A 25,861-nucleotide genomic window follows, 5' to 3' on the forward strand; every position below is an offset into this window, starting at 1 on the left:
CGTAGCGCTGGGCCTGGCCCATTTTCGTCCGCGAGCACGGCCCCGCCCGGCTACCGTGCGTCGTCGCGTATCTGCACCCTTGAGTTGACATGCCTCTCGGCCGACGGTGGCGGTGAGCCAGGGCCTTGAGGCGACGGCTGTCGAAAGCGTCCTGCCCACAGCCGTATGTTCCCGTCGCTTCCGCCCGATGCGAGGAAGTGGCCGTCGGGGGAGAACGCGACGGAATGAATCCGGCCGTCGCGGACGTCCAGATGTTCTCCGACAGGGCGTCGGGTCAGCGCGTTCCACAGGCGGACGGTTCCGTCGTGGCCGGCGGTGGCGAGCAGACGTCCGTCGGGAGAGAACGCGACCGAGGCGATTGGACCGGTGTGGCCGGTGAGGGGCTCACGGACCGGGGTGCCGGTCATGGTTTCCCACAGCCGGACGGTTCCGTCCTGATCGCCGGTCGCGAGGAGATGCCCCTCGGGAGAGAACGCCAGGGATGTCACGCCCGCGCTGTCCGTGCGGCCGCTCATGGGGGAACCGACCGGGAGGCGCCCGGCAGGGTCCCACAGTCGGACCGTTCCGTCGTGGCTGCCGGTGGCGAGGAGACGTCCGTCGGGGGAGAACGCCACGCCTGCGACGCTGTCGGTGTGGCCGGTGAGGGGGCCACCGAGGGCGGCGCCGGTCGCGGTGGCCCAGAGCTGGGGGTCGTGGCTGCCGGTGGCGAGGAGACGACCGTCGGGCGAGAACGCCACGGACAGACAGGACCCGTGGTCCCCGTCAAAAGCGGTGAGCCGATCGCCGATCTGGAGGCGGGTGTCGACGTCCCACAGGCGGACGGACTCGTCGTCACTGGCCGTGGCGACGAGGCGGCCGTCCGGGGAGAACGCCACCGCGTGGATCCTGTCGGCGTGGCCGGAGAGGGGCGTGCCGACGGGGAGACGGGTGATGGGGTTCCACAGGCGGACGGTTCCGTCGTGGCCGGCGGTGGCGAGCAGACGGCTGTCGGCGGAGAACGCCACCGAGTGGACCGGACCCTCGTGCCTGCCGTGAACGGCGGGCAGCGGGACGGGATATCCGGTTGCGACAGCGTGCTCGACCGCCCGCAGCGCCGCGGTGGACACGGCGACGGGTTCCGGAGCGCTCGGCTCACCGCGCCGGTGGACGCGCACGGTGCTGTCGTGGCTCGCAGTGGCGAGCATGCTGCCGTCGGGGGAGAAGGCCACCGACCAGACCTGGTCGGTGTGGCCGGTGAGAGGTTCGCCGACCGGCGCCCCGGTTGCGGGGTCCCACAGCCGTACGGTCCGGTCCCGACTGGAGCTGGCGAGTAATTGTCCGTCGGGGGAGAACGCCACGGAGAAGACCGGGCCGGTATGGCCGGCGAGTGGGGCAAGGGCTTCGGTGCCGGTGATCGGACTCCACACCCGTACGGTCCCGTCGGAGCCGGCCGTGGCCAGGAGTTGCCCGGCGGGTGAGAACGCCACCGACTCGACGTCGTCGGTATGGCCGATGAGAGGTCTTCCGACGAGCGCGCCCGTGACGGGGTCCCACAGGCGCACGGTCTTGTCGCGGCTCGCTGTGGCGAGCAGGTTGCCGTCGGGGGAGAACGCCGTCGACCAGACGGGATCACCGTGGCCGGTGAGCGGACCGCCGAGTGGGGTGCGCGTGGTCGCGTCCCAGAACCGCACGGTCTCGTCCGCGCCGGCGGTGGCGAGCAGGCCGCCGTCGGGGGAGAAGGCCACCGACCAGACCTCGTCGCTGTGACCGGTGAGCGGTTCACCGGCGGTGGCCCCGGACGCGGTGTCCCACAGGCGCACCGTGTGGTCGGCGCTCGCGGTCGCCAGCAGCCTTCCGTCGGGTGAGAACGCCACGCACGCGACCCCCTCGGTGTGGCCGGCGAGAGCGTCACCGACCGGAGCTCCGGACGCGGCCTCCCACAGCCGTACGGTGTTGTCCGCGCTCCCTGTGGCGATCAGCAGCCCGTCCGGGGAGAACGCCACCGACACCACCGGACCCGAGTGCGCCACAGGAGCGTAGGCAAGAGCGAAAGGGGACGAGGGGGCCGCCGTACGAGAGGTCCGCTGCGGCTCGCTCATCGGTTCCCGCCGCATGGCACCTGACCGGCGTCGGGTCGGCCGTGCCGAGGCCACGGCGACCCACCTCGCCCGCCAAGGCTCCAGAGCAGGTGATCTGCGGTCGGGCGGCGAGCACTCCTGCCCGTACTCGTCCCAGGACAGCAGCGTGCGGACGAGCAGCATGACCCTGTCCACGCTCACGTACTTCCCGCCGAACGCGGCGCTCTGAGTGGCGATCGGCAGCGCGGCGTGCTCCTGGGCGAACAGCTTCCGCGCCCGGGCCTCGATGGCACGCAGCGACGGATTGCCCCGCTCCACCCTCAGTCGGGACAGGTGGAGAGCCTGGTTCTCCAACGCCTCCTGATACACGCTCGCCCGGTCGTCCGCGTCGACGTGTTCCGCCACAGGCTCCGCCCCCTCGTGCTGCGCCACATCATCTGCAGCGTAGGGGCCTGTCCGACCGAACAGCACCGAACTTGACGGAACATGACGGGGCCACGTGCACGGGGACGTGGCCGTTTGGCCGAACAGCCGTTGTGTACGGGCGCACTCCACGAGTGATCGGCGTTCACCGGAACCGTTCGATCCCTGAGCGTCACAGCGGTGAACGGGGCCAGGGTCGAGGCATGACCACTCCACCCGACACCTTCCTGTCCCTGCACGCCGCCGTCGTACTCCTGGCCGCTGTCGTCATCGGCCTGGTCATCGGCTGCCTGTCCGTCCTCGCCGGCGTCCCGGTCGCGGCGGCCGCCATCGCGGGCGTCTCCGGCGCCGGCGGGAGCGTCCCGGTCCTGCACGGCCTCATCGGATAGGCGCCCGCTTCCACGTTCCCCCACCCGCCGACAGCACCGATCGAAAGTGCCGCGCCCTGCCTCCTTCGGTCACGAGCGCGGGCCGGGCCACCGCCGCGGCGCGGTCGGACGCACCCCTTTGGATTGCGGCTTCTTCCGGGGCGTGAGTGAAATCCCGGTCGGAAAAGCGCCAGCAATTCGGTCGATGCCCCGATCGGCGGGACGGGGGAAACGTCCGGGAGCAGGCGCTCCGGGTGAATCGCACGCCCCGCACAACCGAGGTCGATGGCCGCTTCAGCCCGAACGGCCGGGTGCTCGCCGTCGGTGGTCACACCATCCACAACGGCGACGCCGGTTCCGGTGGATTCGTCGACCTGTGGAGCCTGACCAGCCCCAGCCACCCGGTGCTGCTCGGCTTGGCCGGTGGCTGTCGCGCCCGCACACTGCGTTGAGGGATGCGGGGCGGGCCGGGGCTCAGGAGACCCAGTTCCACCGGGTGTTGCTGCCGTGGTTGCCGTAGCAGGCGGGCCAGCTGTCGCCGCCCGCGTAGTGGCCTACGTAGCAGGCGGGACTGGCGGAGCCGATCGGGTAGTTGGAGGTCACGCCGGTGTTGAACTTCTGCCCGTACGGCTTGTTCGCGCACCGCGCGGTGTAGACACCCCGGGCGAAGTCGCCCGAAGGCGTCTTCTGGACGCTCAGGCAGATGCCGGTGTCGTGCGTCGAGGCGGTCATGACGATGGTGCCGCCGCTGATGTAGCCCCACCACTGGTTCACGTCGTTGCGGTTGCAGGTGACCATCGTGACGTCGTAGGCCCGGTTGTCGTCGGGGTACGCGGCGCGGCTGCTGTTCCCCTTCATGCACTTGCCGGTGGCGACGTTCTTGAGCATGTACGACACACCGCTGGCCGAGGCGGGCTGTGCGGTGCCGAGCGTGGCCACGGCCGCGGTACAGGCGAGTGCGGCGAGGGTGGCGGCGAAAGCGCGGTGCATGGGTGATCCTTCCGGACGGAACCCGCCCCCGCCCGGGTGGCGGGGGCGTACTGCCGGATAGGAGCGGTGCGGGCGCGGAAGTGTGACACGCGACGGCCGGCTACGCGGTCCCGAGGTGTCAGTGCTCGCAGAGGGAGAACTCTCGCTCGTACAGCTGCTCGTTGTGCTCGTCGATGAAGAACTTGCGCTCCCGCATGAGCTGTTCGCGATAGTCCCTGGCCTGTTCGAGCGTCATGGTCGAGGTGTCGGCCCACGGCTGCTGCGGCGGCACATCGGATGTCGAGACGATCTCTTCCGACGGGTCGACCAGGAAGAACGCGAGGATCTTCCGATGTCCCGGACGGCCGGGGTCCGCGAGGCGGAACGGTCCGACGCGGTGTTGCAGGATGTTCGGGAAGGCCAGGCAGCGGCCGGCCGGGGTGGACGCCGACCCCAGCAGCTGGTTCAGCGCGTCCTCGTCCTCCAGACCGTAGACCTCGCGCACACCGTTGTCGTCGTTCTGTTCGTAGTGCGGGTCGTCGAGGGCCGCGCGGAAGCTCAGCCGGCTCTCGGTGATGTTCTCGTTGTCCCAGTAGTAGATGCCGGTCGAGACGATCCGCTCGTTCAGCATCCCCTCGACATGCCAGGAACCGCCCGCGTACTCGGGCTTGTCCGGGGTGAGGTGGATCGTGGCGAGCTTGACGATGACCTGGAGGCGGCGGCCGCACAGGCCGACCCGCGCGGATGCGCCGGGCAGCTCGGGCGGGGTGAAGGCCGGTGCGTCCGGGACGACCGGGCGGCGGTCCTCCCACCAGGCGTCGTGCGCCACCTCCCACGCCTGGCGGGCTTCCTTGAAGGCCTCGTCGGAGCTGTAGGAGGACTTGTTCGGATACTCCGGTTCCGAGTCGTACCAGCCGTAGGGGTCGGCCTTGATCCGCAGCGGCCGGGGATGCCGGAGATCGGTGAGGACGTTCTCCAGCAGCGGGCGCATGCGGGCGAACAAGTCCGGCAGGACGGAGGCCAGTTCGTGATGGGTTTCCGGGTGGACGTTGTTGACGTACGAACGGAAGACGGCCTCGCCGTCGGCGCTGATGTCGACGTCCGTGGGCAGCCACTGGAACTTCTCCGAGAACTCGTACGCCCAGTAGCGGTCCGTGGGGTTCTGCCAGGCCCGCTCGGGGCCGCCGCTCGCCTCCCTCACCAGACAGAACAGTGAGGGGTGCACCAGATCCAGTACCTGGCCGTCGGACCCGGGATGCCAGTCCTTCTCAGTCTCGGGGACCTCTTCCAGCACCCGCACCGCGTCGCACAGCCGGGACCTGAGCTCGTCGTCGATCAAGATGTCCGACTGCCACACACCGTCGACCGCGGACACCTCGACGCCGGTTCGCGCGTCCCGCAGCGCCGCGTAGTGCGCGAGCTCGGCGAGAACGTAGTGAACCTGCGCTTCGGTGAGCCCCTGGGCAACCGCCTCCCGTGTCCACCTGGCGACGATGCCGGCGTCGTTCATCTTGTCGAACCACCCCGGCTTCGACCGGATGTGTGAGCTGCACCGCGTCATCTCCAGCTCACGCAGCGTCCGGGGTGTCGCGAACGCTATGGAACGGGCAGTCTGAAAGGGCAGCGGGAAGGGAGACAGGCCGGTCACTTCTCTTGATCCTCACAGTCGGTGTGCGGTGGCCGGAAGACTACGTCAGCCGACTGACACCGCACCCCTCACGCCCGCCGTCGCCCGGCGGCGGACCGGGATCGCTCGGGGGCTCCTGCCCGGGCCCCGGCGTACTGGACGTTGATCCGGTGCAGGAGGCGGCTGGTTTCGAAGTCCCGGGTCGCGCTGACCCCGGTCCCTCGGTGCAGCGTGCTCATGTTGTCCCAGATCACCAGGTCACCGGGCTGATACCGGTGGGTGTAGGCGGGCAGCTCCTTCAGGACGAACTCCTCCAGCGCGTCGAGCGCCAGATGCGACTGGGCGTCGGAGAGCCCGACGACGGACATGGCGCTCCCCGAGGGCGCGAAGAGGCCGGGGGCGCCCGTGACGGGGTGAGTCTCGAACAGCCGGTGCCGGGCGCCCGGCAGTTGGGCGTGCTGCTCCTGGGACAGGGACTGGTTCGCCGCCGTGTCGTCCCGCAGAGCCTTCCGGTTGCCGAAGCGGTGGATGGCCTCCCCGTGGCCGTCACCCAGCTCCGAGACAACGGTGCGGGCGCTCTTCAGCCGGATGAACTCGTCGTCCACGCGGGCGGCCGGCCCGACCAGGATCTGCGGGAACGTCCGGATGCAGTAGTACTGCTGGAAGACCTCCTTGAGGACTTCCTTGGGGAGCGGCTCCTTGCGAAGCATCTGGTACAACGCGTTCTCGCTGATCCCTGAGTCGTCGGTCATCTGCTTGATTCGTGCGATGACCCCGGTACCTGCTTCGACCTCGTTGCCCACGGGCTTGGACCCTTTCCGTGACAGTACGCGTCGCACGGGAGACCGCTTGGCCGGCGGCCTGACCCGGGACAGGGGCGGAGCGCGGACATCGAAGGACGGCGCTCGCCGGCCGGTGGCCCGAACCCGCGAGGCCGACCGGACACATTCATCATCAGCACGCTCCCGGCGGTGGCATCAGGGCCGGGAGCCTTCGCAACTGGCCCTGACAACCAGGCTGACAGGGGGTAAAGAGCACATGGGTTCCGAAGGGGGCCGGTGCGATGGAGCGCGCAGTGGTTACGGGCCTCCGGCCGGGCGGCTTCTTTCTTCCGGCATGGCGCGATATCCGATGGGTATTTATTCCGAAAAGAGTGTGCCGCTCCGGTATTTGCTAGTGTGCCGCACATGAAGCCACGGGTTTTCCTTTTCGATCTCGGCGGCGTCGTCTGCCGCTTTCACCGCGAGCACCGGCTGAAAATTCTCGGCGAGGCGTGCGGCCTTCCGGCGGAACGTGTCGACGCGGAGCTCTACTCCTCAGGTCTGATCTCCTCCTGGGACGGCGGAGCCGGAAATGCCGAAGAGGTGGAGGGGGAGATCAGGCTGCGTCTCGGCTTCTCCGGCACCTCCGCCGAACTGCGCCGCATCTGGTGCGGCGCCTTCGAGCCCGACCCCGACGTCCTCGCCGCCGCCGATCTTCTCCGCTCGCACCCCACGGCCCTGTTCACGGACAACGACGCGCTGCTGCTCTCGGGCCTTCCCGAGCAGCTGGCGGAGGTGGACGAGCGCTTCGACGCCCTCGCCTTCTCCTGCGCGCTCGGGGCGACCAAACCCGCCCCCGAAGCCTTCGCGGGAGCCCTGCGCCTCCTCGATGCCACCGCTGAGGAGGCCTTCTTCGTCGACGACCGGGAGGCCAATGTGCGGGCCGCCCGAGAGCTGGGACTGACCGCCGTGCTCTTCGAGGGCGGGACCGCCCTGCGGCGCACCGTGCGGGAGCTGCTGGGGCCTGTCTGAGCCCGAGGCCCGGGACGCGGGCACCGCCAGGGCCTCGGCTGCACGTCCGCCGGGGAGCCGGTGCCGTCGAGCGCGATGGCACCGGAGTCCCGCATGACCTCCTCGTGCCGCTCGAACAGTCCGGTGCTCCGCCACGTCCTCGCAGTGCACCGCCCAGGTGTGCCGCCGGCGGTCGAAGAGCGCGAAGTCCGCCCGCGCGAACCGCTCGTGTTCGTGGCGGAAACTGCGCGGCGATCTCCAGGAGATGGGCGGAATGCCGGAAAGGTGCGGGCTGCGTGTCCTGGTAGAGATTCCCTGGATGTCTGTCAGCGGCGATTCTTCTTTATTCGTTCGAGAGTTCCCTGGCAGGCCTCGCGCGGACGGCATTCGAATGTTTCGAAAGCGAGGTGCGCATGTTCTCGATGGGAATGGAATTTCCGCTTCCGTCCACTCCTTCGAGGGTCACTATGGGGTAGGTCGCCCCTATTTCCCCCTGCATTTCTCATCGGATGTCGTGCCGGCTTCCTCGCCATGAGAGAACCGATGATTGGAATATCCCCGAGGCCCTGGCGCAGACCGGAGGAAACCGGCCGCTGGATGCAGAGCATCGGATATTTCCGTGCGGTGGAAGCCGCCCGCGCGATTCCGCTGGGCATCGGAGCCGGACGCCATGGAACTGACGCTGCTGCGCTGGGCGGAGGAGGGCCACAAGCCCGTCCTCGGCATCTGCCGGGGCGCCCAGCTGCTCAACGCGGCCAAGGACGGGACCCTGTGGCAGGACCTCCCGGCCCAGAGAGGGGTCTCCGGGCACGGCGGCGACGGCACCGGAACAGGCTTCCACGACATCGCCGTCGAAGAGGGAAGCCGGCTGCGGCAGGTGACGGACGCCGGACGGATCCTGGTGAACAGCCGTCACCACTTGGCGGTCTCCGCGCTCGGGGCGGGCCTGGGCACCGTCGCCCACGCCCCGGACGGCGTGATCGAGGTGATGGAGGCCCACGGCCCGCGGTTCGCGCCCGGAGTCCAGCGGCGCCCCAAGGAACTGCCGGCCGCCTCGCCGGCCGGGGAAGGGTCTTCCGGGCTCTGACGCAGGCCGCCTCACGCCGGGCTGTCGCGTACTGGCCCCGCCGCACGGAGCCGGGACGCGAGCTCCTCGACAGCGGACACCGCGTCCGCTGTCGAGGCACCCGAGATGCCGACCATGCCCCATCGGTCCGGGAGACCGGCCACGACCCGGACCGCCCTGTCCGGCCCCGCCTGCCGCTCCGCCCGGCCGGTCGTGGTCGCCGAGCGAGAGCCACCTGACCCGCATAACCCCAGATCAGGGGCGCCCCGCCGGGTAGGCGCGGCCCGTCTTCGAGGAGCCTGCGGCCGGCCTGTGCGTCACCCGCTCTGCCCTGCCGCACTGCCCTGCGGCTAGTTTGTGTGCAGGACAGGTACGCGGGCCCGTGGCAGCAGAGGCGCACGGGGGACGGGAGGTCGGGGAGAGTGTCGCTGCGCGTGGGCGATCCAGCCGAGATCGGCGGTTATCCGCTGGAGGCGCGGCTCGGCTCGGGTGGCATGGGCACGGTCTTCCTGGCCCGTACGAGTTCCGGCCGGCCCGTCGCGATCAAGCTCATCCACCAGCAGTTCGCGGCGGACGACGAGTTCCGCATCCGGTTCCGGCAGGAGGTGGCGGCGGCGCGGCGGGTGAGCGGTGCGTTCACCGCCGCCGTGGTCGACGCGGCGCCCGAGGCCGATCAGCCGTGGATGGCGACGACCTATATCGAGGGGCAGACGCTCGCCCAGCACATCACCGCGCAGGGCCCGCTGGACGGCGCCGAGCTGCGCAGACTCGCCATCGGACTGGCCGAGGCGCTGCGCGACATCCACCGGGTGGGGGTGGTCCACCGTGATCTGAAGCCCTCGAACGTCGTGCTCTCGCCGGAGGGGCCGCGCGTCATCGATTTCGGCATCTCGCGCGCCGCGGACCAGCAGACGCTGACGATGACGGGGCGGGTCATCGGGACGCCGCCCTTCATGTCGCCGGAGCAGTTGCAGGCGCCGCGCGGTGTGGGGCCCCGGTCCGACGTCTTCTCGCTGGGCACGCTGCTGGTGTACGCGGCGACGGGCCACGGGCCCTTCGACGCGGACAGCCCGTACCTCACCGCCTACCAGGTGGTGCACGAGGAACCGTCGCTGGATGCCGTGCCGGTGGCGCTGCGCGCGGTCGTCGAGCCGTGCCTGGACAAGGAGCCCGGGGGGCGTCCCTCGGCGGACGAACTGCTCGTGCTGCTGCGGGACCTGCCGGCCGACCTCGGCGGGACCGTCACGGGCGGGGCCGGCGCGGGCCGCACCCGCGACATGATCACCCAGCCCCACCTCGCGACACGGGCCACCCCGGCCACCGCCCCGGACGGTCCCGATACGGGTACGGGCACCGGTGCCTCGATCGGTCGCCGGCTGCGTCACCGATGGCGCCCCGTGCTCGCGGCCGCGGTCGCCGTGGTGGCGATCGGCGGAGGTGTCGCCGTGCTGAGGCCGGACGGCAACGGGGGGAGCGGCGACGGCGACAAGGGCAGCAGCCCCGCCGCCCCGGCCGCCGCGCTTCCGGCCGGCTTCGCACCGTGGCGCAAGTCCGTGCCGGGCGGGCGCGAGGACATCCCCGACGAACTGCGGTGCGTCGCGCACGGAGACTCGGTGTTCTGCGGGGGCGGCGGTGTGGTCGCGACCCGCATCAAGGTCCTGGACGGCTCGCGGATGTGGACCGCGGACAGTCCCGGCGTCCCGGTCCAGGGCATGCACCTGGTGGGCGCCACCGACGACACGGTGATCGGCTACCGCTTCGCCGCAGAGGACGCCCCGGGGAACCCTCCGGACGAGATCGTGGCGCTGGACGCGGACGACGGCCGCGAGCTGTGGTCCGCCCCGTCCGGCGCCCGGTCGACGGCCGTCACCGGCCGGACCCGGGACGCGCTGGTGGCAGACTCCACCGTGGTGTCGGTCGACGCCTCCGACTCCCGCTTCGAGGCCCGGGACGCGCACAGCGGCGAGATCACCTGGAGGACACCGTTCCCGGCGGGCAGACAGTGCGCTCCCGTCGCGGCGGGCGCGCGGCTCCTCGCGATGTGCGCGACGGACGCGGAGGTGGAGGACCTGGCGGTGCGCCACCCCACCCTGTATCCGGTCGACCGCGCCTCGGGAGCACTGGGCAGACCCGTCGCGGTCAACGGGCCCGCCGTGCCGATGGGTGTCGCCGGAGGCCGGCTCGTCCTTCTTCTGGAGCACCTGGAGGGCCCGGCCGGCACGGGCTACGACGGGGTGGCGCGGGTCGACGTGTCCTCCCGCAAGGTCTCGTACTCCCTGCTGGACAAGACGTACGACGGGACGCCGGGCATGGCCGGCGGCACCGTCTACGTGAGCGGACGGACCGGTCTCGTCACGGCACTCGACCCCGTGACCGGCCGGGAGAAGTGGTCCCGGCAGACGGCCGTGGAGGGCGCGTCCGGCCCCGCGCAGGGCCTCGGCGCGGTGATGTTCAGCTCGTCCACGGGCCGGGTCGTCGCGCTGTCCCCGCGCGACGGGAAACTCCTGTGGACCACGGACCCCCAGGTCGACGGCTTCACGGGCGAGGAGGGCGCGAGCCCCCGTGTGACCGTGGCGGGGCGTGCGGTGGTCGTGGCCGCGGCCAAGAACACGCTCTTCGCGTTCGACGGCCGAAAGCCCCCGAAGCCGCGCTGACGACCCCGGCGGCGACGGCCGCCGGGCGCCTTGTCATCATCACCCGATGAGTGATGACCGACGTGTCCATCCGTCCAGGACGGCCGGCGACCGTGCGTCGCTGACCGCGTTCCTCGAATACCAGCGCGCGACCCTCGCCATGAAGTGCCGGGGACTGACCGCCGAGCAACTGAGGCGCAAGGCGGTCCCGACCTCGGCCCTGACCCTCCTGGGCCTTGTCCGGCATGCGGCGGAGGTCGAGCGGAGCTGGTTCCGGCTGGTGCTGAGCGGCGAGGAGTGCCAAGCCCTCTGGCCCGTGGTCAACGGCGAATTCCAGGTGGACGGGGCGGACGCGGACGAGGCGTTCACGCTCTGGCACGAGGCATGCGAGGGCTCCCGCGCCGCCGCGGCCGCCGTCGAGTCCCTCGACGACACGGTGGACTGCGGGGGCGAGACCTTCTCGCTCCGCTACATCCTCACCCACATGATCGAGGAGTACGCCCGCCACAACGGACACGCCGACCTGCTCCGCGAAGCGATCGACGGGCAGGTCGGCGAATAGGCGGGGCGGCAGTGGCCGCCCTCGCTCCGTGGGCCGGGACGGATTCCCGTATTCCGAGGGCGAATTCTGGCCGATCGCCGTCGGACGGACATCGCTCGGCGCTGTCCCGACGTGCCGCCCGAGCGGCATCGCCTGCCGCGCACGCAGGAGAGTTGCACATGATGCAACAGTGCATTGTTGTTGCTCGGTAGGGCGGTAGCTTTCCGGCCAACTCTTGTTAACGCTTGATCGGTTGTGCCATTAATCGGTGGCGGCAGGGGACGCCTTCGCGACGGTGGGCCACCTTCGCCGGGGCGACCGAAGGCCCGTGCGGATTTTCCACTCCCTAGAGCAAGAGGCACGTTCTGTGTACGAGAAGGACCCGTCCGGACTCCGCGTCAGCGATCTCCGCTACCAGGTCGGAGGCCGGGCCCTCCTCGACGGAGTGGGGCTGTCCGTGCCCCGGGGCGAGTCGGTCGCCGTGACCGGCCCGAGCGGGTCGGGCAAGTCGACGCTGCTCATGTGCATTCTCGGTCTGATCAAACCCCAGTCGGGCACCATCACCGCGGCGGGCAGGGACATCACCGGACTCGGCTCCGCACGGCTCGCCCAGGCGCGGCGGGAGACGCTCAGCATGGTGTTCCAGTTCGGCGAACTCCTTCCCGAGCTCAGCCCGGTGGAGAACGTCGCTCTGCCGGTCCTGCTCGACGGGGGGCGGCATCGGGACGCGTACCGGAGGGCGGAGGAACTCCTCGGTGAGCTAGGGGTCCCCACCGGCTCCACGCCCACCGGCATGCTGTCCGGCGGTGAGCGCCAGCGGACCGCCGTCGCCCGCGCTCTGATCACCGAACCGGCCGTCCTGCTCGCCGACGAGCCCACCGGCGCCCTCGACCCGGACGCCAAGGAGTCGGTCGCCGCGCACTTGTTCACGGCGGCCCGCGACCGGGGCTGCGCACTGCTGGTCGTCACTCACGACCTCTCGGTGGCCGGCCGTGCCGACCGGAGCCACGAACTGCGCGGCGGGATTCTCGCGGAGGCGGGAGCCCTGTGAGGGGGAACCGCATCCCCACCGCGACTACCCTGCTCAGGATCGGTCTGGCGGCGGGGCGCTCCACGCCGGGTGACCGCCTTCGGTGGTGGGGCCTGTTCGGCGCCGCGGCCGCCTTCTCCTTCGTTGTTCTGGCGACGGTGGCCGCGGTCGCGACCTTCGACGGCCGGGAGACCAGGGCGGAGGCCCGGGGGCCGGTGATCGCCTCCGGCAAGGACGCCGCCCTGCTGTACCGGGAGGGAGGGGACTCCATCGGAGGCAGACCCGTCTCCCTCGTCTTCGTCCGGCCGCTCACCGCCGATGCCCCGGTCCCTGCCGGAGTGAGCCGGTGGCCGGAGCCGGGTGAGGCACTGCTGTCCCCCGAACTCGTCCGCACAGGGGCGGGGGAGGGGATCCTCACGCGCTACGGGCGGTTCGCCGGGACCATCACGACGGAGGGCCTGGTCACTCCCTCCGAACGGATCGCCTACGTCCGGGTATCGGATGAGGCGCCCAGGAGCGATCGCAGGTGGATGTCCGTCGGCGCCTTCGGGATGAACGGCGGGGCGACGGGCGAGATGGTCGACCAGCCTGCGGTGTCGTCTCCTCTCCTCGCGCTGTGGGCCCTGACCGGGCTGCCCGCTCTCGCCCTGGCCGTCGTCGCCGCACGGGTCGGCTCCCGGACCCGTGACCGACGCGGCGGCCTCCTGCACGCGCTGGGCGGCACCTGGCGGCACCGACTGATCGTCAACACCGGGGAAGCGGCGATCCCCGCAGCCCTGGGAACGCTCATCGCGCTGGTCCCGTACGCCGTCGCGTCCGTGCACGACGTACGTCTCGCGCCCACCGGATACATCCTCGATCACCGCGATGTGCGGGGCGGCTGGCCCATGGCCGCCGCCGCGACCGGAGTGTCCCTGTTCGTCGTGCTTGCCGTCGTGGTGGGTACGCACCGCGTTCACCGGGACGGTAGGTCCACCCGCCCGACGTCCTTCGCATCCCGCGTTCCCGCATGGCGCCCGGCCCTCTGCGGAGTCGGGGTCGCGCTGGTCCTGACGAGCCAGTACGTGCCCCGCAAGGCGCAGCTGATCGTCTTCACCTCCGGAACCGTCGTCATGTGGGCCTTCCTCTCCTCCGTCGTGGCCCTCCTCACCCGCCGTCTGGGCTCCTGGCTGGCCGGCAACGGGAAGCGGAAGGGGCATCCGGGCCGTCTGATCGGCGGACGATGGACGCACGCCCACCCCGGCGTCGTCGTCCGCCTGGCCCTGGCGATGGTCATCGGCATCGGCATCGTCGCCCAGATGCAGGTGTGGTCCAGCAGACTGGGAACGCACTCGCGAGCGGCCGTCGCCACGCATCAGCGGATCAAGGACACCGTGATCGAGGTGAACCCCAGCGGCATGACCGCAGCCCAGACCGGCCGCTTCCGGTCGTCCCTGCCGACGGGGGCGGTTCTCCTGAGCCGTACGTTCCACGACCCGGGACCGCCGAAGGAGCCGTGGGTCACGGTCGGCGGGACCTGCCGCGATCTGAGCGTCCTGCGCGTGCGGTGCCACGGCGGGGAGACGACACCGACGGGCGGAAACGCTCAGGTGCGGGAAATGCCCCGCTGGTACGGCGACTTCCGCTTCGTCCCTGCCTCCCGGGTCGGCGTGAAGGCGGACGGCACACAGTCGCTCCTCGTCGTGACGTCCGCCCCCGGACAGCTGGCCGAGGTGAAGCAGGCCGCCTTCGCCCTTCCCAACCCTCCGGTCCGGGTGGAGGCGTTGGACGGAGACTGGACGGGCTCCTCGCGTTCCCGCATACCGAACTGGATCCGGTTGTTCGGCATCACCGGCATCCTCTTCATTCTCATGGCCGGTGCGGTGAGCGCGGCGGCCGAATTCGGCCGGATCCGCCACGCCCTCGCCCCGCTGTCGGTCCTGACCGGCCGGCGCCGTGTGTTCCGGTCCGTGGCCGCATGGCATCTCACGGTGCCCCTGCTCATCGCGACCGTCGTCACAGGGGCGGTCACCGCCTGGCACTCGGTCTTCTTCATCGCCCTGGTGAAGGAGGGCTCCGTTTCCTGGGCCGTCCTGGCAGCCGGCATCGCCGCATGTGCCGCTGTCTCCCTGACCGTCGGATTCCTGGGCGCACGCGCGGCGGCGCGCGAGGCCGAGCGCTGGAAGCCGACGGCGGACTGAGGGGGCGGGGCTCGTGTGCGGCGGCGTGGCGACGCAGTGGCGCACGCGTACTTCGCCTCGAAATTCCCCCTCCGGTCGAGCACAGCGGCGTCCGCCGGGACCAGGCAGGCGACCGGGAGCTCACCGGGCCCGGAGACCCGCAGTTCGCGCTCGTCCCCGCCGCCGTCCTCGACGAGCACCGTTACCGGCAGGGGGCGCTCGGCCAGCAATGGCCGTATCCGGTCCAGGGCGGAGGGGGCGGCGAAGAGAGCCGGGCCGCGCTGTCGACGAGCCGCGCAGTTCCCCCGTTGCCGACTTCACGGCTCCGCAATGGGGCCTCCGGCCTTCGGGCCCGGAGGCATCGGCCGACCGCTGATGAGGGGCTTGAGGACCGGCTTCACCCGAGCCGGAAGAGCTCTCCGTAACGTGGATGCGGCAGCTCGATGCCGAGGCAAGGCCGGACGAAATGTGTGACCGGAGGGGCCTGCACGCGATCAACACCGGCGACATGGATGTCTTCCTCGGCCTGGACGTCGGCAAGGGCGAGCACCACGCCACCTCCGTAGTTCCGGCCGGAAAGAAGGCCTTGGACAAGCGCCTGCCCAATACCGACCCCAAACTCCGCGAGCTCTTCGCGAAACTCCGGGCCGAGCACGGCACCGTGCTCGGCCCGGAGTTGACCAGCCAATCTGGATCGTGGCCCTGCCGCTGGTGGTTGCGAGAGACACGGGCTGCCACGTCTCCTACCTGCTCGGGCTGACGATGCGCCGCATGTCCGACCTCTAGCCCGGTGAGGCCGAGACGGATGCGCGGGACACGTTCGTCACTGCGGGCGTGGCCCGCGCGATGCCCCACATGCTGCGGGCGATCGACGGCGAGCAAGAGACGATCGCCGAGCTGGAGATGATCGCTGGCTTCGACGACGACCTGGCCGGTGAGACCACCCGGGTCGCGGACCGGTTGCACGGCCTGCCGGCCCAGATCCATCCCTCGCTGGAGCGGGTGCCGGAGACCGGCCGCAACACCCGGCCGCCCCGGCCCTGCCGGGGCGGTTCGGCTCTCCGTCCCAGAGCGGCAGGGCTGACCGACGCCGCCGCGTCACGTTGTTACGGCCGAAGACGCCGCGGAAGGCCGAGCGGTTGGTTGAGGATGTCCTGGCCGCCCGGGACGAGCAGACCCTCACCGTTCCGGGCACCGAGGCAGCCACTCTGACTGTCCCGAACTGGCCGGGTCGCCGACCGCCGTGCTTGACCAGCGCAAGTTGCTCGCCGGGCGGATCGACGGACTGCTGGAGGGCCACCCCTTTCGGAGGTACTGACGTTCATGCCGGCCACCTCGCCGCCTGCGCAGGATCGCCCCTGCGACCCGCGACTCGGGCCGATCGATCCGAGGCGAACAGCCCCCTGCGAGGGGAAAGCGGCTCAAACAAGCCTTCTGCCTCTCCGCGTTTGCGGCCCTGGGCGACCCTGAGTCGCCGGCCTGCGCGACAAGAAGATCAGCCAGGGCAAGCACCACACCCGGACCCTGCTCTGCCTCGCCAGACGGCGGACCGATGTGCTCTGCACGATGCTCCGCGACGGCGCCCCCTACGAACCTCAGCCCGCCAGATCAGTCTGAAGAACCAAGAATGCGCCTGGCCTCGACCCACAAGAGCTCGAACTCCTCCGCGGAGATCTCGGCTGCCTGCGGCTGGACCTGCCAGCCATCCAGTACGGCATCGGCCTCGAAGCACAGCCACAGATCTTCGTCCTTGCAGTAGGTGCGAAACTAGGTCGTCATACCCTCATCCTTACCCACCAGCAGCCCGCACCACCTTGATCAAACAGAGAGGGGAGCCCACCAAGGCCAATGCGGAGGGATGATGTGCCTCAGGCGAGTGGACCCGCTCCACCGCGTCGGCGCGGAGACCCGGTCAGTGCGGCAGGCCGACGGCCCTTTCCCCGCTGCGGCGCTGCTGGATGACGACCGCCACGACGAGCAGCGCGCCCTGGGCGACGTTCTGCCAGAAGGAGTTGATGCCCTGGACGGTGAGGCCGTTCTCGAGGGCCCCGAGAAGGGCGACGGCGAGGAGCGTGCCGCCGATGCCGCCCTTGCCCCCCTTGAGCGCGGCGCCGCCGAGCGCGGCTGCGGTGATGGCCTTGAGCTCCAGGCCCTCGCTCCCCGAGGTGGGCTGGCCCGAGCCGGTACGGGCGGTGAGCAGGATGCCCGCGATCGCGGCGACGATCCCGATCAGGGCGTAGACGAAGATCAGGTACTTGTTGATGTTGATGCCGGCGAGGCGGGCGGCGGTGTCGTTGCCGCCGATGGCGTAGATGTTGCGCCCGATGTCGGTGTAGCGGAGCAGGACATGGACGGTCACGGCGACGACGATGAGAATCCAGACCATGACGGGAAGTCCGGCGATCTTCCCGCGGCCGAGGAAGACGAAGACGTCGTCGTTGAGGACGTAGCCCTGGGCCCGGCCGTCCGAGAGCAACTGGGCGAGGCCCTTGTAGGCGGCGAGGCCGGCCAGGGTGGCGATCGTGGGATTGACCCGGCCGTAGACGATGATCAGGCCGTTGAGCGCGCCGATGGCGAGGCCGACGCCCACGGCGGCCGCCATGCCGAGGAAGGCGTTGGTTCCGGTGCTGGTGAAGACCATCGCGCTGACGACGGACGCCACACCGGCCTGCGAGCCCACGGAGATGTCGAGGCCGCCGCAGATGATCACGACGGTCTGCACGATGGCGAGCAGTCCCGTGATGGTGGCCGCCTCGGCGATCACCTGCATGTTGGACAGGCTGAAGTAGTTGTCGTTGAGCACCCCGAACAGGACGAGCACGAGAACGAGCGCGCCGACGAGACTGATGTTTTGCCCGCTGACGTGGGCGAGCAGCTTCGGCCGGGAGAGCGTGGAACCGTCCGACGGTCCCTTGACTGCTGGGGACGGAGGGCTGGTGAGGGTCATGAGGAGGCTCCGGGGGTGCTTGCGCTGATGATGTCGTCGGCCATCGCGAGGGCGAGGATGGACTCCTCGGTGGCCTCGTCGTGGCTGAGCTCGCCGGTGATGCGGCCCTGTTGCATGACGACGACCCGGTCCGCGAGGCCGAGGAGTTCGGTGAGTTCGGAGGAGATGACCAGCAGCGCGACGCCTTCCGCCGCCAGGTCGGCGATGATCTGGTAGATCTCGGCCTTGGCCCCGACGTCGATCCCGCGGGTCGGCTCGTCCAGGATCAGGACCTTCGGCTTGCGCGCCAGCCACCGGGCGAGGACGACCTTCTGCTGGTTGCCGCCGGACAGCTTGCGCACCTCGTGGTTGACCGAGGGGGTGCGCACCCTGAGCCGGTCCGTGTAGTGCTGGGCGAGATCGCGCTCGGCCCCCCGGCGTACGAAGCGGGAGCGCCGCAGCCGGTCGAGCACCACCAGCGAGATGTTGGCCCGGACGGACTGCTGGAGGAAGAGGGCCTGCGCCTTGCGCTCCTCCGGTGCGAGGCCCAGCCCGGCCCGGATCACCGCGCCGGGGCGCCCGCTCGGCAGCGGGACGCCGTCGAGCGTGGCGCCGCCGCTGTGGACCGGCTGGTCCCCGGCCAGGGCCAGGGCCAGTTCGGAACGGCCCGCCCCGATGAGGCCGGCCAGTCCGACGACCTCGCCGGCATGCACCTGGAGCGAGATGTCGTGCACGTCGTCGGTGGTGAGGTTCCTGACGTCGAGGACGAGCCGGTCCGTGGCCACGCGCTGCCGTACGAACATGGCGGACAGGTCCCGGCCCACCATGAGGCGTACCAGTTCCCCCTCGTTCGTCGTGTCCGCCTGCTGCACGCCGACCAGGCTGCCGTCGCGCAGCACGGCGATGCGGTCGGCGAGCTGGAAGATCTCCTGCATGCGGTGCGAGACGTAGACGATCGCGATGCCCTGCTCCCGCAGCCGCCGGATGAGGGCGAACAGGGCGTCCACCTCGTGCTCGGACAGCGAGGAGGTGGGTTCGTCGAAGGCGAGCAGGCGCGGCGGCGTGCTCCCGGTCAGGGCGCGCATGATCTCGACCAGCTGCCGCTGGGCCGGGGTGAGCCGGGAGCCGAGGAGGTCGGGGTCGAGCACGCCGTCGAAGCCGAGCCGGGTCAGGTCGGCCCGGATGCGCCGGCGCAGCTCGGCCCGGTCGAAACGCCTGCCGCGCTTGCGCGGCAGCGCACCCGCGTAGACGTTCTCGGCGACGGAGATGTGCGGGATGATCTCCGGTTCCTGGGGGATGATCCGGATCCCCGCCGCACGTGCCCGGGCGGGGGAGTCGAGGGTGACGCTCTCCCCGCCGAGGACGACGTGCCCCTCCGTCGGCTGGTGGTCCCCGGTGAGGATCTTGAGCAGAGTCGACTTGCCCGCACCGTTCTCGCCCATCAGCGCGGTGACCTGACCGCGCGGGAAATCGAGCGTGACGCCGCTGAGCGCCTGCACCGTACCGAACCGTTTGGTGACGTCTGTTATGCCGATGGACTCGTTACGAGGAACGGCGTCGGGCTGTCCGCCGGCGGGTTCCGGCCCGGCGGTGGAGTGGGGCGCTCTGGTCATGTGTCGGTTTCACCTCGAAGGTGTGGCGCGCGGTCTGGTCGGGCGGGGCGGGTCAGCTGCAGGTGAGGCCGGACTTCTTCCAGTTGGAGCGGTCGACCATGCTGGTGGGGGCGAAGGCCTCCTGGGGGAAGTCCTTGCCGTTCTTGAGCTTGTCGTACATGGTCTGGACGGCCAGCGCGCCGACGTCCTTGCCGTTGATGAAGAGGGCGGCCTTCATGCCGCTCTTCTTGTCGGACTGCCATTCCTTGCAGGCGAGGTAGGCACCCAGGCCGACGCCGATGACGTGGTCGGGGCCGATGCCGGCGTTCTGCAGCGCGGTGACCCCGCCCATGGTGTTCTCGTCGTTGCAGCCCCAGACGACCCAGTTCTTGACCTTGGAGTTCGCGGTGATGGTCGCGGCGATCTTGTCCTGGGCGCCGGTCGGGGTGTTGTCGGTGGGCACATTGATGGTCTTCACGCCCGGGACCGCGGAGTCGAAGGCCTTCCTGGCGGCGTCCACCCGGTCCCCGCACACCGTGACGTCCTGCTTCCAGGCCGATATGACGCGGGTGTCGGCGGCCTTCCAGCCCGCTTTCTCGTACTCCTCGGCGGCGCGCTTGCCGACCTCCCCGCCCATCTGGGCGCCGCTGAAGCCGATGCGGGGCACCAGGTCGTCCTTCCCGCAGGCGGCGGGGTCCGGGCCGGTGGTGCAGATCTGGTCGTCGGACGTCAGCAGAGCGACCTTGCCGTCCTTCGCGGTCTGGACGACCTGCGGTCCGACGGCCGGGTCCGGGACGACGATGATGACGCCCTTGGACTTCTGGGCGACCGCGGACTGCACCTCGCTGACCGTCTTGTTGGCGTCGTTGCCGAGGTTGACCACCTTGAGGCCGATGCCGAGCTCCTTGGCCTTCGCCTTGGCGCCGGCCGCCTCGCCCACGAAGTACTCCTGGTCGCCCTGCTTCTGCAGGTAGGTGAGGGAGATCTTGCCGTCCACCTTGCCGACCGTGTCCTCGCCCGAGTCCTCCTTGCCCGAGGAGCAGGCCGTGCTCAGGCCGAGGGCGAGGAGAAGTCCGGTGGCGGCGGCGATGTGCCTGCGGGATGCAGTGAACATGGAGGCTCCTTTGAGCTGACGGCCTTCCGCCACGCGGGCGCGGGGAAGGCCGTGTGATGGGGATGCGACGTGAGTGGGTCACGGGGGCGGGGGGACGGGTGTCCGTCGGTGAGGAAGAGCCTCAGAAGAGACCGTGAAGCAACATTCTCGAACATGTCATGAGCCATGACATGCCTGTTACGGGGTGGCGGTCAAGGCTGCGGGCGGGGGTTTCTCCGGCGACCTGCACGAGTGGGCTGGCGTCAACTGCGGTTCTCCGGAGGCCTGTTCGTAGATCATCGCGCTGTCATCATTCGATAGCGCCATGAAGTACCCCAGCGACACAGGGTTTGCGGCTGCCCGGGCATGCCCCGAGGTGGGCCGTCGGCCGCTGCCGAAGAAGCCGCTCGACGCCGGAGCGCGTGACATGGTGCGCGTGTCCGACGCGGGGATGTCCGGCACCGCCGGGTACGGGGCGTCTTCGCGGAGGCCGGTCAGTCGTCGTCCCGCGACCACCCCGCCGCCCAGCGCAGGCCGCCCAGGAGGTGGCCGCGGAAGGCCGGGTCGCGGTAGGCCCCGTCCGCGTGGCCCAGGGAGGTGTAGAACGAGCGGCCGGCGCCGGACTCCTTGCACCACACCAGCGGATGATCGGTGCCCATGCCGCCTCCCTCGTACCCGGACTCGTCGACGGTGGCGAGGACCCGCACACCGGGGCGCCGGGGGTTGCTCCGGAAGTCGTACCACTCGTCGTGCCAGTCCCACCGGGGCGGCAGATGGCGCGTCGCCGGATGACCCCGGTCCTCCACCAGCACGGTGCCGGGCTGGAACTCCGGATGGCCGGCGAAGCGGGCGCCGAGCAACTCCCCGTAGAACGGCCAGTCGTACTCGGTGCACGCGGCGGAGTGGATGCCCATGAAACCGCCGTCGGCCAGGATCCACTGCCGCAGCGCCCGCTGTCCGTCCGGGGTGAGCACCTCACCGCTGGTGGACAGGAAGACCACCGCGCCGCGCCGCGCCAGGGAGGCATCGGTGAAGACCGAGGGGTCCTCGGAGGTCTCCACGGCGAAGCCGTGCTCCTCGCCCAGCTCGCGCAGGGCCGCCCGTCCGGCGGGGATCGAGTTGTGGCGGTAGGCCGTGGTGCGGGTGAAGACGAGGACGTCCGACAGCGGGGCGGTCCGGGACATGCTGGTTCTCCGGGTCTCTCAGGCAGAGGTGGCGAGGGCGGCTCGGGTCACCGGGTACGCGAACTCCCGTCCCGCACAGTAGCGTTCGACCTCGTCCACGGCGCTGCGGGTGATGCGCAGGAGCTCGCCGCCGAGTGAGCCGGCGATGTGCGGGGTCAGCAGCACGTTCGGCAGCGCGTACAGCGGGGAGGCCGGCGGCAGCACCTCGGGTTCGGTGACGTCGAGCACGGCGTGGAGACGTCCCGACAGCGCCTCGGCGGTGAGGGCGTCGGTGTCGACGAGGGAGCCGTGCCCCGTGTGAACGTCTGCGGCCGCTTGTCCGGGCTTCACGTTCTGCGCGAGTCACCCGAATGCCGCATTCCCCCTGGGCAGGGGGATCGTTGTGCGGAGTGCGGCAACGAAAAGAACATTTCGTTCCGAATTTGACGACTTTCGATGGCTGTGTCCGCGAGGGCAGGCGCCACCGCCGATCACCGTGCGTCCGATCGTCGCCGTGTGCCCGATCCTGCGCGCGGTGCGGGGAACGATGCAGAAAACGAGGAGCAGATGTACGAGGGAAGCACTCCGCTCGAGGACTTCTTGGACACCCTGGACCGGCTGCAGGCCGACTTCGAGCGGCGCCTGGGAAGCATCGAACGCAAGGCGCTGCCGGCACCCCTGCTGCCCGCCCCCACGCAGGAACGTTCCGCCTCGTCGAGGTGGACTCAGGAGGACGGCTACCGGCCGCTGGGCGTGGAGGCCATCTGGACCTCGGCCCGCCCGGTGTCGGACCCGCGTCCGGGCACCCTGCAGAAACCTCTCTTCGTGCGCAGCTCGGGTGCGCTCGTCGACTAGCGGCCTCGTCAAGCGCCCTGCGTGGCCCCCGGCGGCAGGGCGGCGATCAGGTCCAGCAGGCGGACCACGGCCGGGTCGGCATCGGGGCGGTGGACGGCGTACACCCGGGTGTCCAGATCGCCGGCCGGCCCCTGGAGCGGTACGAAGCCCACGCCCGGCACGGCCAGGTGCCGCAGGCCCTCCGGGAGCAGGCTGACGCACAGACCCGCCGCCACATAGCTGAAGAGTCCGCTGAGATCGTCCGCGACCGCCACGCCGCGCGGCGTGAACCCCGCCCGGCGGCAGGCGAGTCGCAGCTGCTCGGCGAGGACGGGCAGTGCGGCGGGGTCGGGCAGGACGAAGTCCTCGTCCCGCAGCTCCGCGAGGGCGATGCCGTCGGGGCCGGCCAGCCGGTGGCCGTCCGGCACCGCGGCGCCGATCCGCTCGGTGGCGATCACCGTGCCGGTGAGATCGCCGGAGAGACGCGCGGGGTCCCGCAGGAACCCGAGGTCGAGCGCCCCCGTGCGGACCTGCTCGGCCACTTCCTGCGAGGAGCCGTGGTGCAGGTGCACGCGGAGGCCGGGCAGGTGCTCGGCCGCCGTCCGCAGCAGCGTGGGCAGATAGAGGTGGCTCAGCAGGCTCACATAGCCGACCCGTACGTCCCCCTCCACGCCGCTCGCGACCCGCCGGGCCCGCTCGACCGCCGCGGTCTGCAGATCGAGCAGCCGCCGCGCGTCGGCGGCGAACACCTCGCCGGCCGCGGTCAGCCGTACGCCACCCGGGCCCCGGTCCAGCAGACGCACGCCCACCACCCGCTCCAGCCGCTGGACCGACTGGCTGAGCGGCGGCTGACTCATGCCGAGCCGCTCGGCGGCACGGCCGAAGTGCTTCTCCCGCGCCACCGCCAGGAACTGTTCCAGCAGGCGCCGCGACAGGTTGATATCGTCCACCCTATTGATCACTAGGTGATCATATATTGGACAGACTCGACGGCCCGGGTGTCCACTGGAACTCGACCGAACCCGCCGGAGCAGGCGGCGCGGCTGCCCCTCGTACGACGACCGGCCGGCCGATTTGCCGCCGCTTTCCCCGGCCCGTTCCCTGGAAACAGGCCGCCGCCGTGTGCCCCGAGCCGTTTCCCTCTTCTTCCAATGAGGTGATCTTCGTGGCAGTCGTGACGATCGTCGGAGCCGGCGTCATCGGTGTCTCCTGGGCGCGCCTGTTCGGCGCGGCCGGCTGGGAGGTCCGCGTCAGCGACCCGCGGCCCGACCTCCGGGACCTGGTGGCGCGCGAGCTGGCGGACCTGCCGGTGACGGCCCTTCCCGACCTCGCCGAGGCCGCCACCGGCACGGACTTCGTCCAGGAGGCCGGCCCGGAACGCATCGAGGTCAAGGAGCAGATGTTCGCCACGCTGGCGGCGCACACGGCCGACGGCGTGGTACTGGCCTCCTCCTCGTCGTCCCTGGTGCCGTCGCTGATCGCCCGGGGCAATCCCGCGGCGGACCGGATCGTGATCGGCCACCCCTTCAACCCGCCGGAGCTGATGCCGCTCGTCGAGGTGGTGCCGGGGCCGAAGACGTCCGGGCGTACAGCCGACCGGGCGGTGGAGGTCTACCGAGAGCTCGGCAAGCTGCCGGTCCGGCTGAAGAAGGAGATCCCCGGATTCGTCGGCAACCGGCTCCAGAAGGTCTTCAACGACCAGGCCGCGTACCTCATCCAGCAGGGCGTGATCGACGTCGAGGACCTCGACGACCTGGTCCGGGCCTCGCTCGGCCTGCGCTGGGCCACCGTCGGCCCGTTCGAGAGCGGCGTCCTCGGCGGCGGCCCCGGCGGGATGCGCCACCTGACGGAACACGTCGGCTCCCAGCTGGACTTCGAGACCGGTACGCCGGACCGGGCCCGGATGGGCGAGGTGCTCGACGCCGTCGAGCAGGCGTACGGCACGGGCGAGCCGGCCTACGAGCGTCTCGCCGCCCTGCGTGACGGCCGCACCCGCGCCGTCCTGGAGCCGCTGGGGTGGACGGGGCCGGCCTCCGGGGACGGCGGACGGGCGTGAACGGGCCCGCCGGCCACCGGGAACAAGACTCGTCGAGGACAAGGACGGCAACCGTGCCGCACGGACTACTGGCACTGCAGGTGGCACCCGGCAGGGTGCTGAAGGTCGGCATCCCGGACGGCCGGGTGCGCCCCCTCGTGGACGACGCGGGCGCCGCCCCGGACGGCATCGTCGTGGACTCCGGCGTCGCCTACTGGACCACCATGGGTGCCCCGCTGACCGACCCCGGCACACCCGGCGAGGCCGGCCAGGACTTCTCCCGCCGCAACGGCGGCGTCCACGCCGTGGACCTGGGCGGCGGCCCGCCGCGCGAGGTGGTCCCCTCCGGCGCGGTCACGACCGGCAAACAGCTGACCAGCGACGGCGCCGGCACGCTCTACTGGGGCGACCGCGAGGGGCACCGGGTCGGCCGGGTCCGGGTGGACGGCAGCGGCCTCACCGATCTCGTGGTGAACCCCGCCGAAGGCGGCATCATGGCCGAATGCGTCGGCGTGGCCGTCGACACCGCCCGAGGCCACCTGTACTGGACGCAGAAGGGCCCGGCCAAGGGCGGCAGGGGCCGCATCCTGCGCGCGGGCCTGGACCTGCCGCCCGGCGAGAGCGCCGAGCACCGTACCGACATCGAAGTGCTCTGGGACGGCCTGCCCGAACCGATCGACCTCCACCTCGACGGCGACCGGCTGTACTGGACGGACCGGGGAGCGCCGCCCAACGGCAACACCCTCAACCGCGCGCCGCTTCCGGAGCCCGGCGCGACGGGCCGGGCCCCCGAGATCCTCGCGGACGGATTCGCCGAGGCGATCGGCCTCGCGGTCGATCCCCGGGAAGGCATCGCCTACGTCGCCGACCTCGGCGGCCGCATCAGGGCCGTGCCGCTGCCCGAGGGCCCGGCGGCCGGACAGGAACCCCGTGAGATCGCCGCACTGGGGGTGCCGCTGACGGGACTGTGCCTGCTGCCCCGGAGCCTTTGATCACCGGCCCCGCCCCTGACGGGCGAGCGCAGCCACACCGGTCGCGGTCGGACCGCAGGCCAGCACCCGGGTGGTGCTGCCGTCCTCCTCCTCGATGTCCCGCAGATGCGTGAAGCCGATTCTGCCCAGGACCTTCAGCGAGGCCTCGTTCGGCGCGGCAACGGTGGCGTACACCCTGTCCAGTCCGAGCGTGCCGAAGCCGTGGCCGACGAGCGCCCCGGCCAGCTCGGTCCCCAGACCGGCGCCCCAGGCGGCGGGCGCCAGGGCGTAGATGATCTCGTGGCCCCGGACGGCGTCGGTCGGCTTGATCTCGGCGTGCCCGACCAGGAGTCCGTCGCGGCGTACAGCCCAGACATCGAAGAGATCCCGGGCGTAGACCTTCGTGAAGATCCGCCCGAACAGGGCGCGGTCCGCCGCTTCGGAGTCGGGGCCGTCACCCATCCACCGCGACACCCGGGGGTCCTGGAACAGGGCGACGAAGTCCTCTTCGTCCTCGGGGACGTACGGCTCCAGAAGCAGTCGCCCGGTGTGGAGGGTGGGGGTCATGGAGGGCGACGCTACCCACGCGGCAGCCGCACCGG

Annotated in this window: 21 protein-coding genes and 2 pseudogenes; 12 read left to right on the plus strand and 11 right to left on the minus strand. The window is 70.9% G+C overall.

Annotated elements, in window-relative coordinates:
* Positions 1 to 50 precede the first annotated feature (50 nt).
* Positions 51 to 2,489 carry a WD40 repeat domain-containing protein gene (locus tag RLT58_RS31590; protein ID WP_311313760.1) on the minus strand — a complete coding sequence of 813 codons (2,439 nt, stop codon included), beginning with the start codon at positions 2,487 to 2,489 and terminating at the stop codon, positions 51 to 53.
* 194 nt (positions 2,490 to 2,683) lie between these two features.
* Here RLT58_RS31590 and RLT58_RS31595 point away from each other — a divergent pair, with 194 nt between their 5' ends.
* Both RLT58_RS31595 and RLT58_RS31600 read left to right on the plus strand, forming a co-directional pair.
* Complete coding sequence (locus RLT58_RS31595) at positions 2,684 to 2,869, plus strand: hypothetical protein (RefSeq protein ID WP_311313761.1); 186 nt, start codon at positions 2,684 to 2,686, stop codon at positions 2,867 to 2,869.
* A gap of 233 nt (positions 2,870 to 3,102) precedes the next feature.
* Positions 3,103 to 3,300, plus strand: coding sequence for a hypothetical protein (locus RLT58_RS31600; protein WP_311313762.1), 198 nt, complete (start codon positions 3,103 to 3,105; stop codon positions 3,298 to 3,300).
* Positions 3,301 to 3,322: 22 nt separating this feature from the next.
* Here RLT58_RS31600 and RLT58_RS31605 read toward each other — a convergent pair whose 3' ends face one another.
* The 3 genes from RLT58_RS31605 to RLT58_RS31615 all read right to left on the minus strand — a co-directional run bounded on the left by RLT58_RS31605 (position 3,323) and on the right by RLT58_RS31615 (position 6,196).
* Positions 3,323 to 3,838: a ricin-type beta-trefoil lectin domain protein gene (locus tag RLT58_RS31605; protein ID WP_311313763.1), complete on the minus strand. Its 516-nt coding sequence runs from the start codon at positions 3,836 to 3,838 to the stop codon at positions 3,323 to 3,325.
* A 118-nt stretch (positions 3,839 to 3,956) separates the two neighbouring features.
* Positions 3,957 to 5,465 carry a DUF4246 domain-containing protein gene (locus tag RLT58_RS31610; RefSeq protein ID WP_311313764.1) on the minus strand — a complete coding sequence of 503 codons (1,509 nt, stop codon included), beginning with the start codon at positions 5,463 to 5,465 and terminating at the stop codon, positions 3,957 to 3,959.
* 68 nt (positions 5,466 to 5,533) lie between these two features.
* A complete protein-coding gene (locus RLT58_RS31615; RefSeq protein WP_311313765.1) occupies positions 5,534 to 6,196 on the minus strand; it encodes a TauD/TfdA family dioxygenase in 663 nt (220 codons plus the stop codon).
* A 435-nt stretch (positions 6,197 to 6,631) separates the two neighbouring features.
* Here RLT58_RS31615 and RLT58_RS31620 point away from each other — a divergent pair, with 435 nt between their 5' ends.
* From RLT58_RS31620 to RLT58_RS36170, 7 genes and pseudogenes are all read left to right on the plus strand, one after another.
* Positions 6,632 to 7,237, plus strand: coding sequence for an HAD family hydrolase (locus tag RLT58_RS31620; protein ID WP_311313766.1), 606 nt, complete (start codon positions 6,632 to 6,634; stop codon positions 7,235 to 7,237).
* Positions 7,238 to 7,886: 649 nt separating this feature from the next.
* A complete protein-coding gene (locus RLT58_RS31625) occupies positions 7,887 to 8,303 on the plus strand; it encodes a gamma-glutamyl-gamma-aminobutyrate hydrolase family protein (RefSeq protein ID WP_311313767.1) in 417 nt (138 codons plus the stop codon).
* Between the two features lie 401 nt (positions 8,304 to 8,704).
* On the plus strand, positions 8,705 to 10,936 hold the full coding sequence (locus tag RLT58_RS31630; protein ID WP_311313768.1) for a serine/threonine-protein kinase: 2,232 nt from the start codon (positions 8,705 to 8,707) through the stop codon (positions 10,934 to 10,936).
* Positions 10,937 to 10,982: 46 nt separating this feature from the next.
* Entirely contained in the window at positions 10,983 to 11,477 is a 495-nt protein-coding gene (locus RLT58_RS31635; protein ID WP_311313769.1) for a DinB family protein, read from the plus strand.
* Between the two features lie 346 nt (positions 11,478 to 11,823).
* Positions 11,824 to 12,507: an ABC transporter ATP-binding protein gene (locus tag RLT58_RS31640; protein ID WP_311313770.1), complete on the plus strand. Its 684-nt coding sequence runs from the start codon at positions 11,824 to 11,826 to the stop codon at positions 12,505 to 12,507.
* Positions 12,504 to 14,666, plus strand: coding sequence for a permease (locus tag RLT58_RS31645; RefSeq protein ID WP_311313771.1), 2,163 nt, complete (start codon positions 12,504 to 12,506; stop codon positions 14,664 to 14,666). Before RLT58_RS31640 ends, RLT58_RS31645 begins: the two co-directional genes overlap by 4 nt.
* Positions 14,667 to 15,111: 445 nt before the next feature.
* Positions 15,112 to 16,262, plus strand: a pseudogene (locus RLT58_RS36170) (IS110 family transposase).
* Positions 16,263 to 16,557: 295 nt separating this feature from the next.
* Here the strand turns inward: RLT58_RS36170 and RLT58_RS31665 are convergent.
* From RLT58_RS31665 to RLT58_RS31685, 5 genes and pseudogenes are all read right to left on the minus strand, one after another.
* Positions 16,558 to 17,592, minus strand: a complete 1,035-nt coding sequence (locus RLT58_RS31665; RefSeq protein ID WP_311313774.1) for an ABC transporter permease — start codon at positions 17,590 to 17,592, stop codon at positions 16,558 to 16,560.
* Positions 17,589 to 19,184 carry a sugar ABC transporter ATP-binding protein gene (locus tag RLT58_RS31670; RefSeq protein ID WP_311313775.1) on the minus strand — a complete coding sequence of 532 codons (1,596 nt, stop codon included), beginning with the start codon at positions 19,182 to 19,184 and terminating at the stop codon, positions 17,589 to 17,591. The genes RLT58_RS31665 and RLT58_RS31670 overlap by 4 nt, the downstream gene beginning before the upstream one ends.
* Before the next feature lie 52 nt (positions 19,185 to 19,236).
* Positions 19,237 to 20,277, minus strand: coding sequence for a substrate-binding domain-containing protein (locus RLT58_RS31675; RefSeq protein ID WP_311313776.1), 1,041 nt, complete (start codon positions 20,275 to 20,277; stop codon positions 19,237 to 19,239).
* Between the two features lie 473 nt (positions 20,278 to 20,750).
* A complete protein-coding gene (locus tag RLT58_RS31680; protein WP_311313777.1) occupies positions 20,751 to 21,440 on the minus strand; it encodes a ThuA domain-containing protein in 690 nt (229 codons plus the stop codon).
* An 18-nt stretch (positions 21,441 to 21,458) separates the two neighbouring features.
* Positions 21,459 to 21,743: pseudogene (locus RLT58_RS31685) on the minus strand (NAD(P)-dependent oxidoreductase); the annotation flags it as partial.
* A gap of 243 nt (positions 21,744 to 21,986) precedes the next feature.
* Between RLT58_RS31685 and RLT58_RS31690 the strand changes: the two are divergent.
* Positions 21,987 to 22,274, plus strand: a complete 288-nt coding sequence (locus RLT58_RS31690) for a hypothetical protein (protein ID WP_311313778.1) — start codon at positions 21,987 to 21,989, stop codon at positions 22,272 to 22,274.
* Between the two features lie 8 nt (positions 22,275 to 22,282).
* Here RLT58_RS31690 and RLT58_RS31695 read toward each other — a convergent pair whose 3' ends face one another.
* Positions 22,283 to 23,203 (minus strand): LysR family transcriptional regulator, encoded by a 921-nt coding sequence (locus RLT58_RS31695; protein WP_311313779.1) that lies wholly within the window; start codon positions 23,201 to 23,203, stop codon positions 22,283 to 22,285.
* 215 nt (positions 23,204 to 23,418) lie between these two features.
* Between RLT58_RS31695 and RLT58_RS31700 the strand changes: the two genes are divergently transcribed.
* Entirely contained in the window at positions 23,419 to 24,309 is an 891-nt protein-coding gene (locus RLT58_RS31700) for a 3-hydroxyacyl-CoA dehydrogenase NAD-binding domain-containing protein (RefSeq protein ID WP_311313780.1), read from the plus strand.
* A 53-nt stretch (positions 24,310 to 24,362) separates the two neighbouring features.
* Positions 24,363 to 25,280 carry an SMP-30/gluconolactonase/LRE family protein gene (locus tag RLT58_RS31705; RefSeq protein WP_311313781.1) on the plus strand — a complete coding sequence of 306 codons (918 nt, stop codon included), beginning with the start codon at positions 24,363 to 24,365 and terminating at the stop codon, positions 25,278 to 25,280.
* On the opposite strand, the gene RLT58_RS31710 is transcribed toward RLT58_RS31705, so the two are convergent.
* A complete protein-coding gene (locus tag RLT58_RS31710; RefSeq protein ID WP_311313782.1) occupies positions 25,281 to 25,826 on the minus strand; it encodes a GNAT family N-acetyltransferase in 546 nt (181 codons plus the stop codon). It lies immediately after the preceding gene.
* Positions 25,827 to 25,861: the final 35 nt, after the last annotated feature.

Origin of the sequence: Streptomyces sp. ITFR-16, from assembly GCF_031844705.1 — a bacterium.
Lineage (GTDB): Bacteria > Actinomycetota > Actinomycetes > Streptomycetales > Streptomycetaceae > Streptomyces.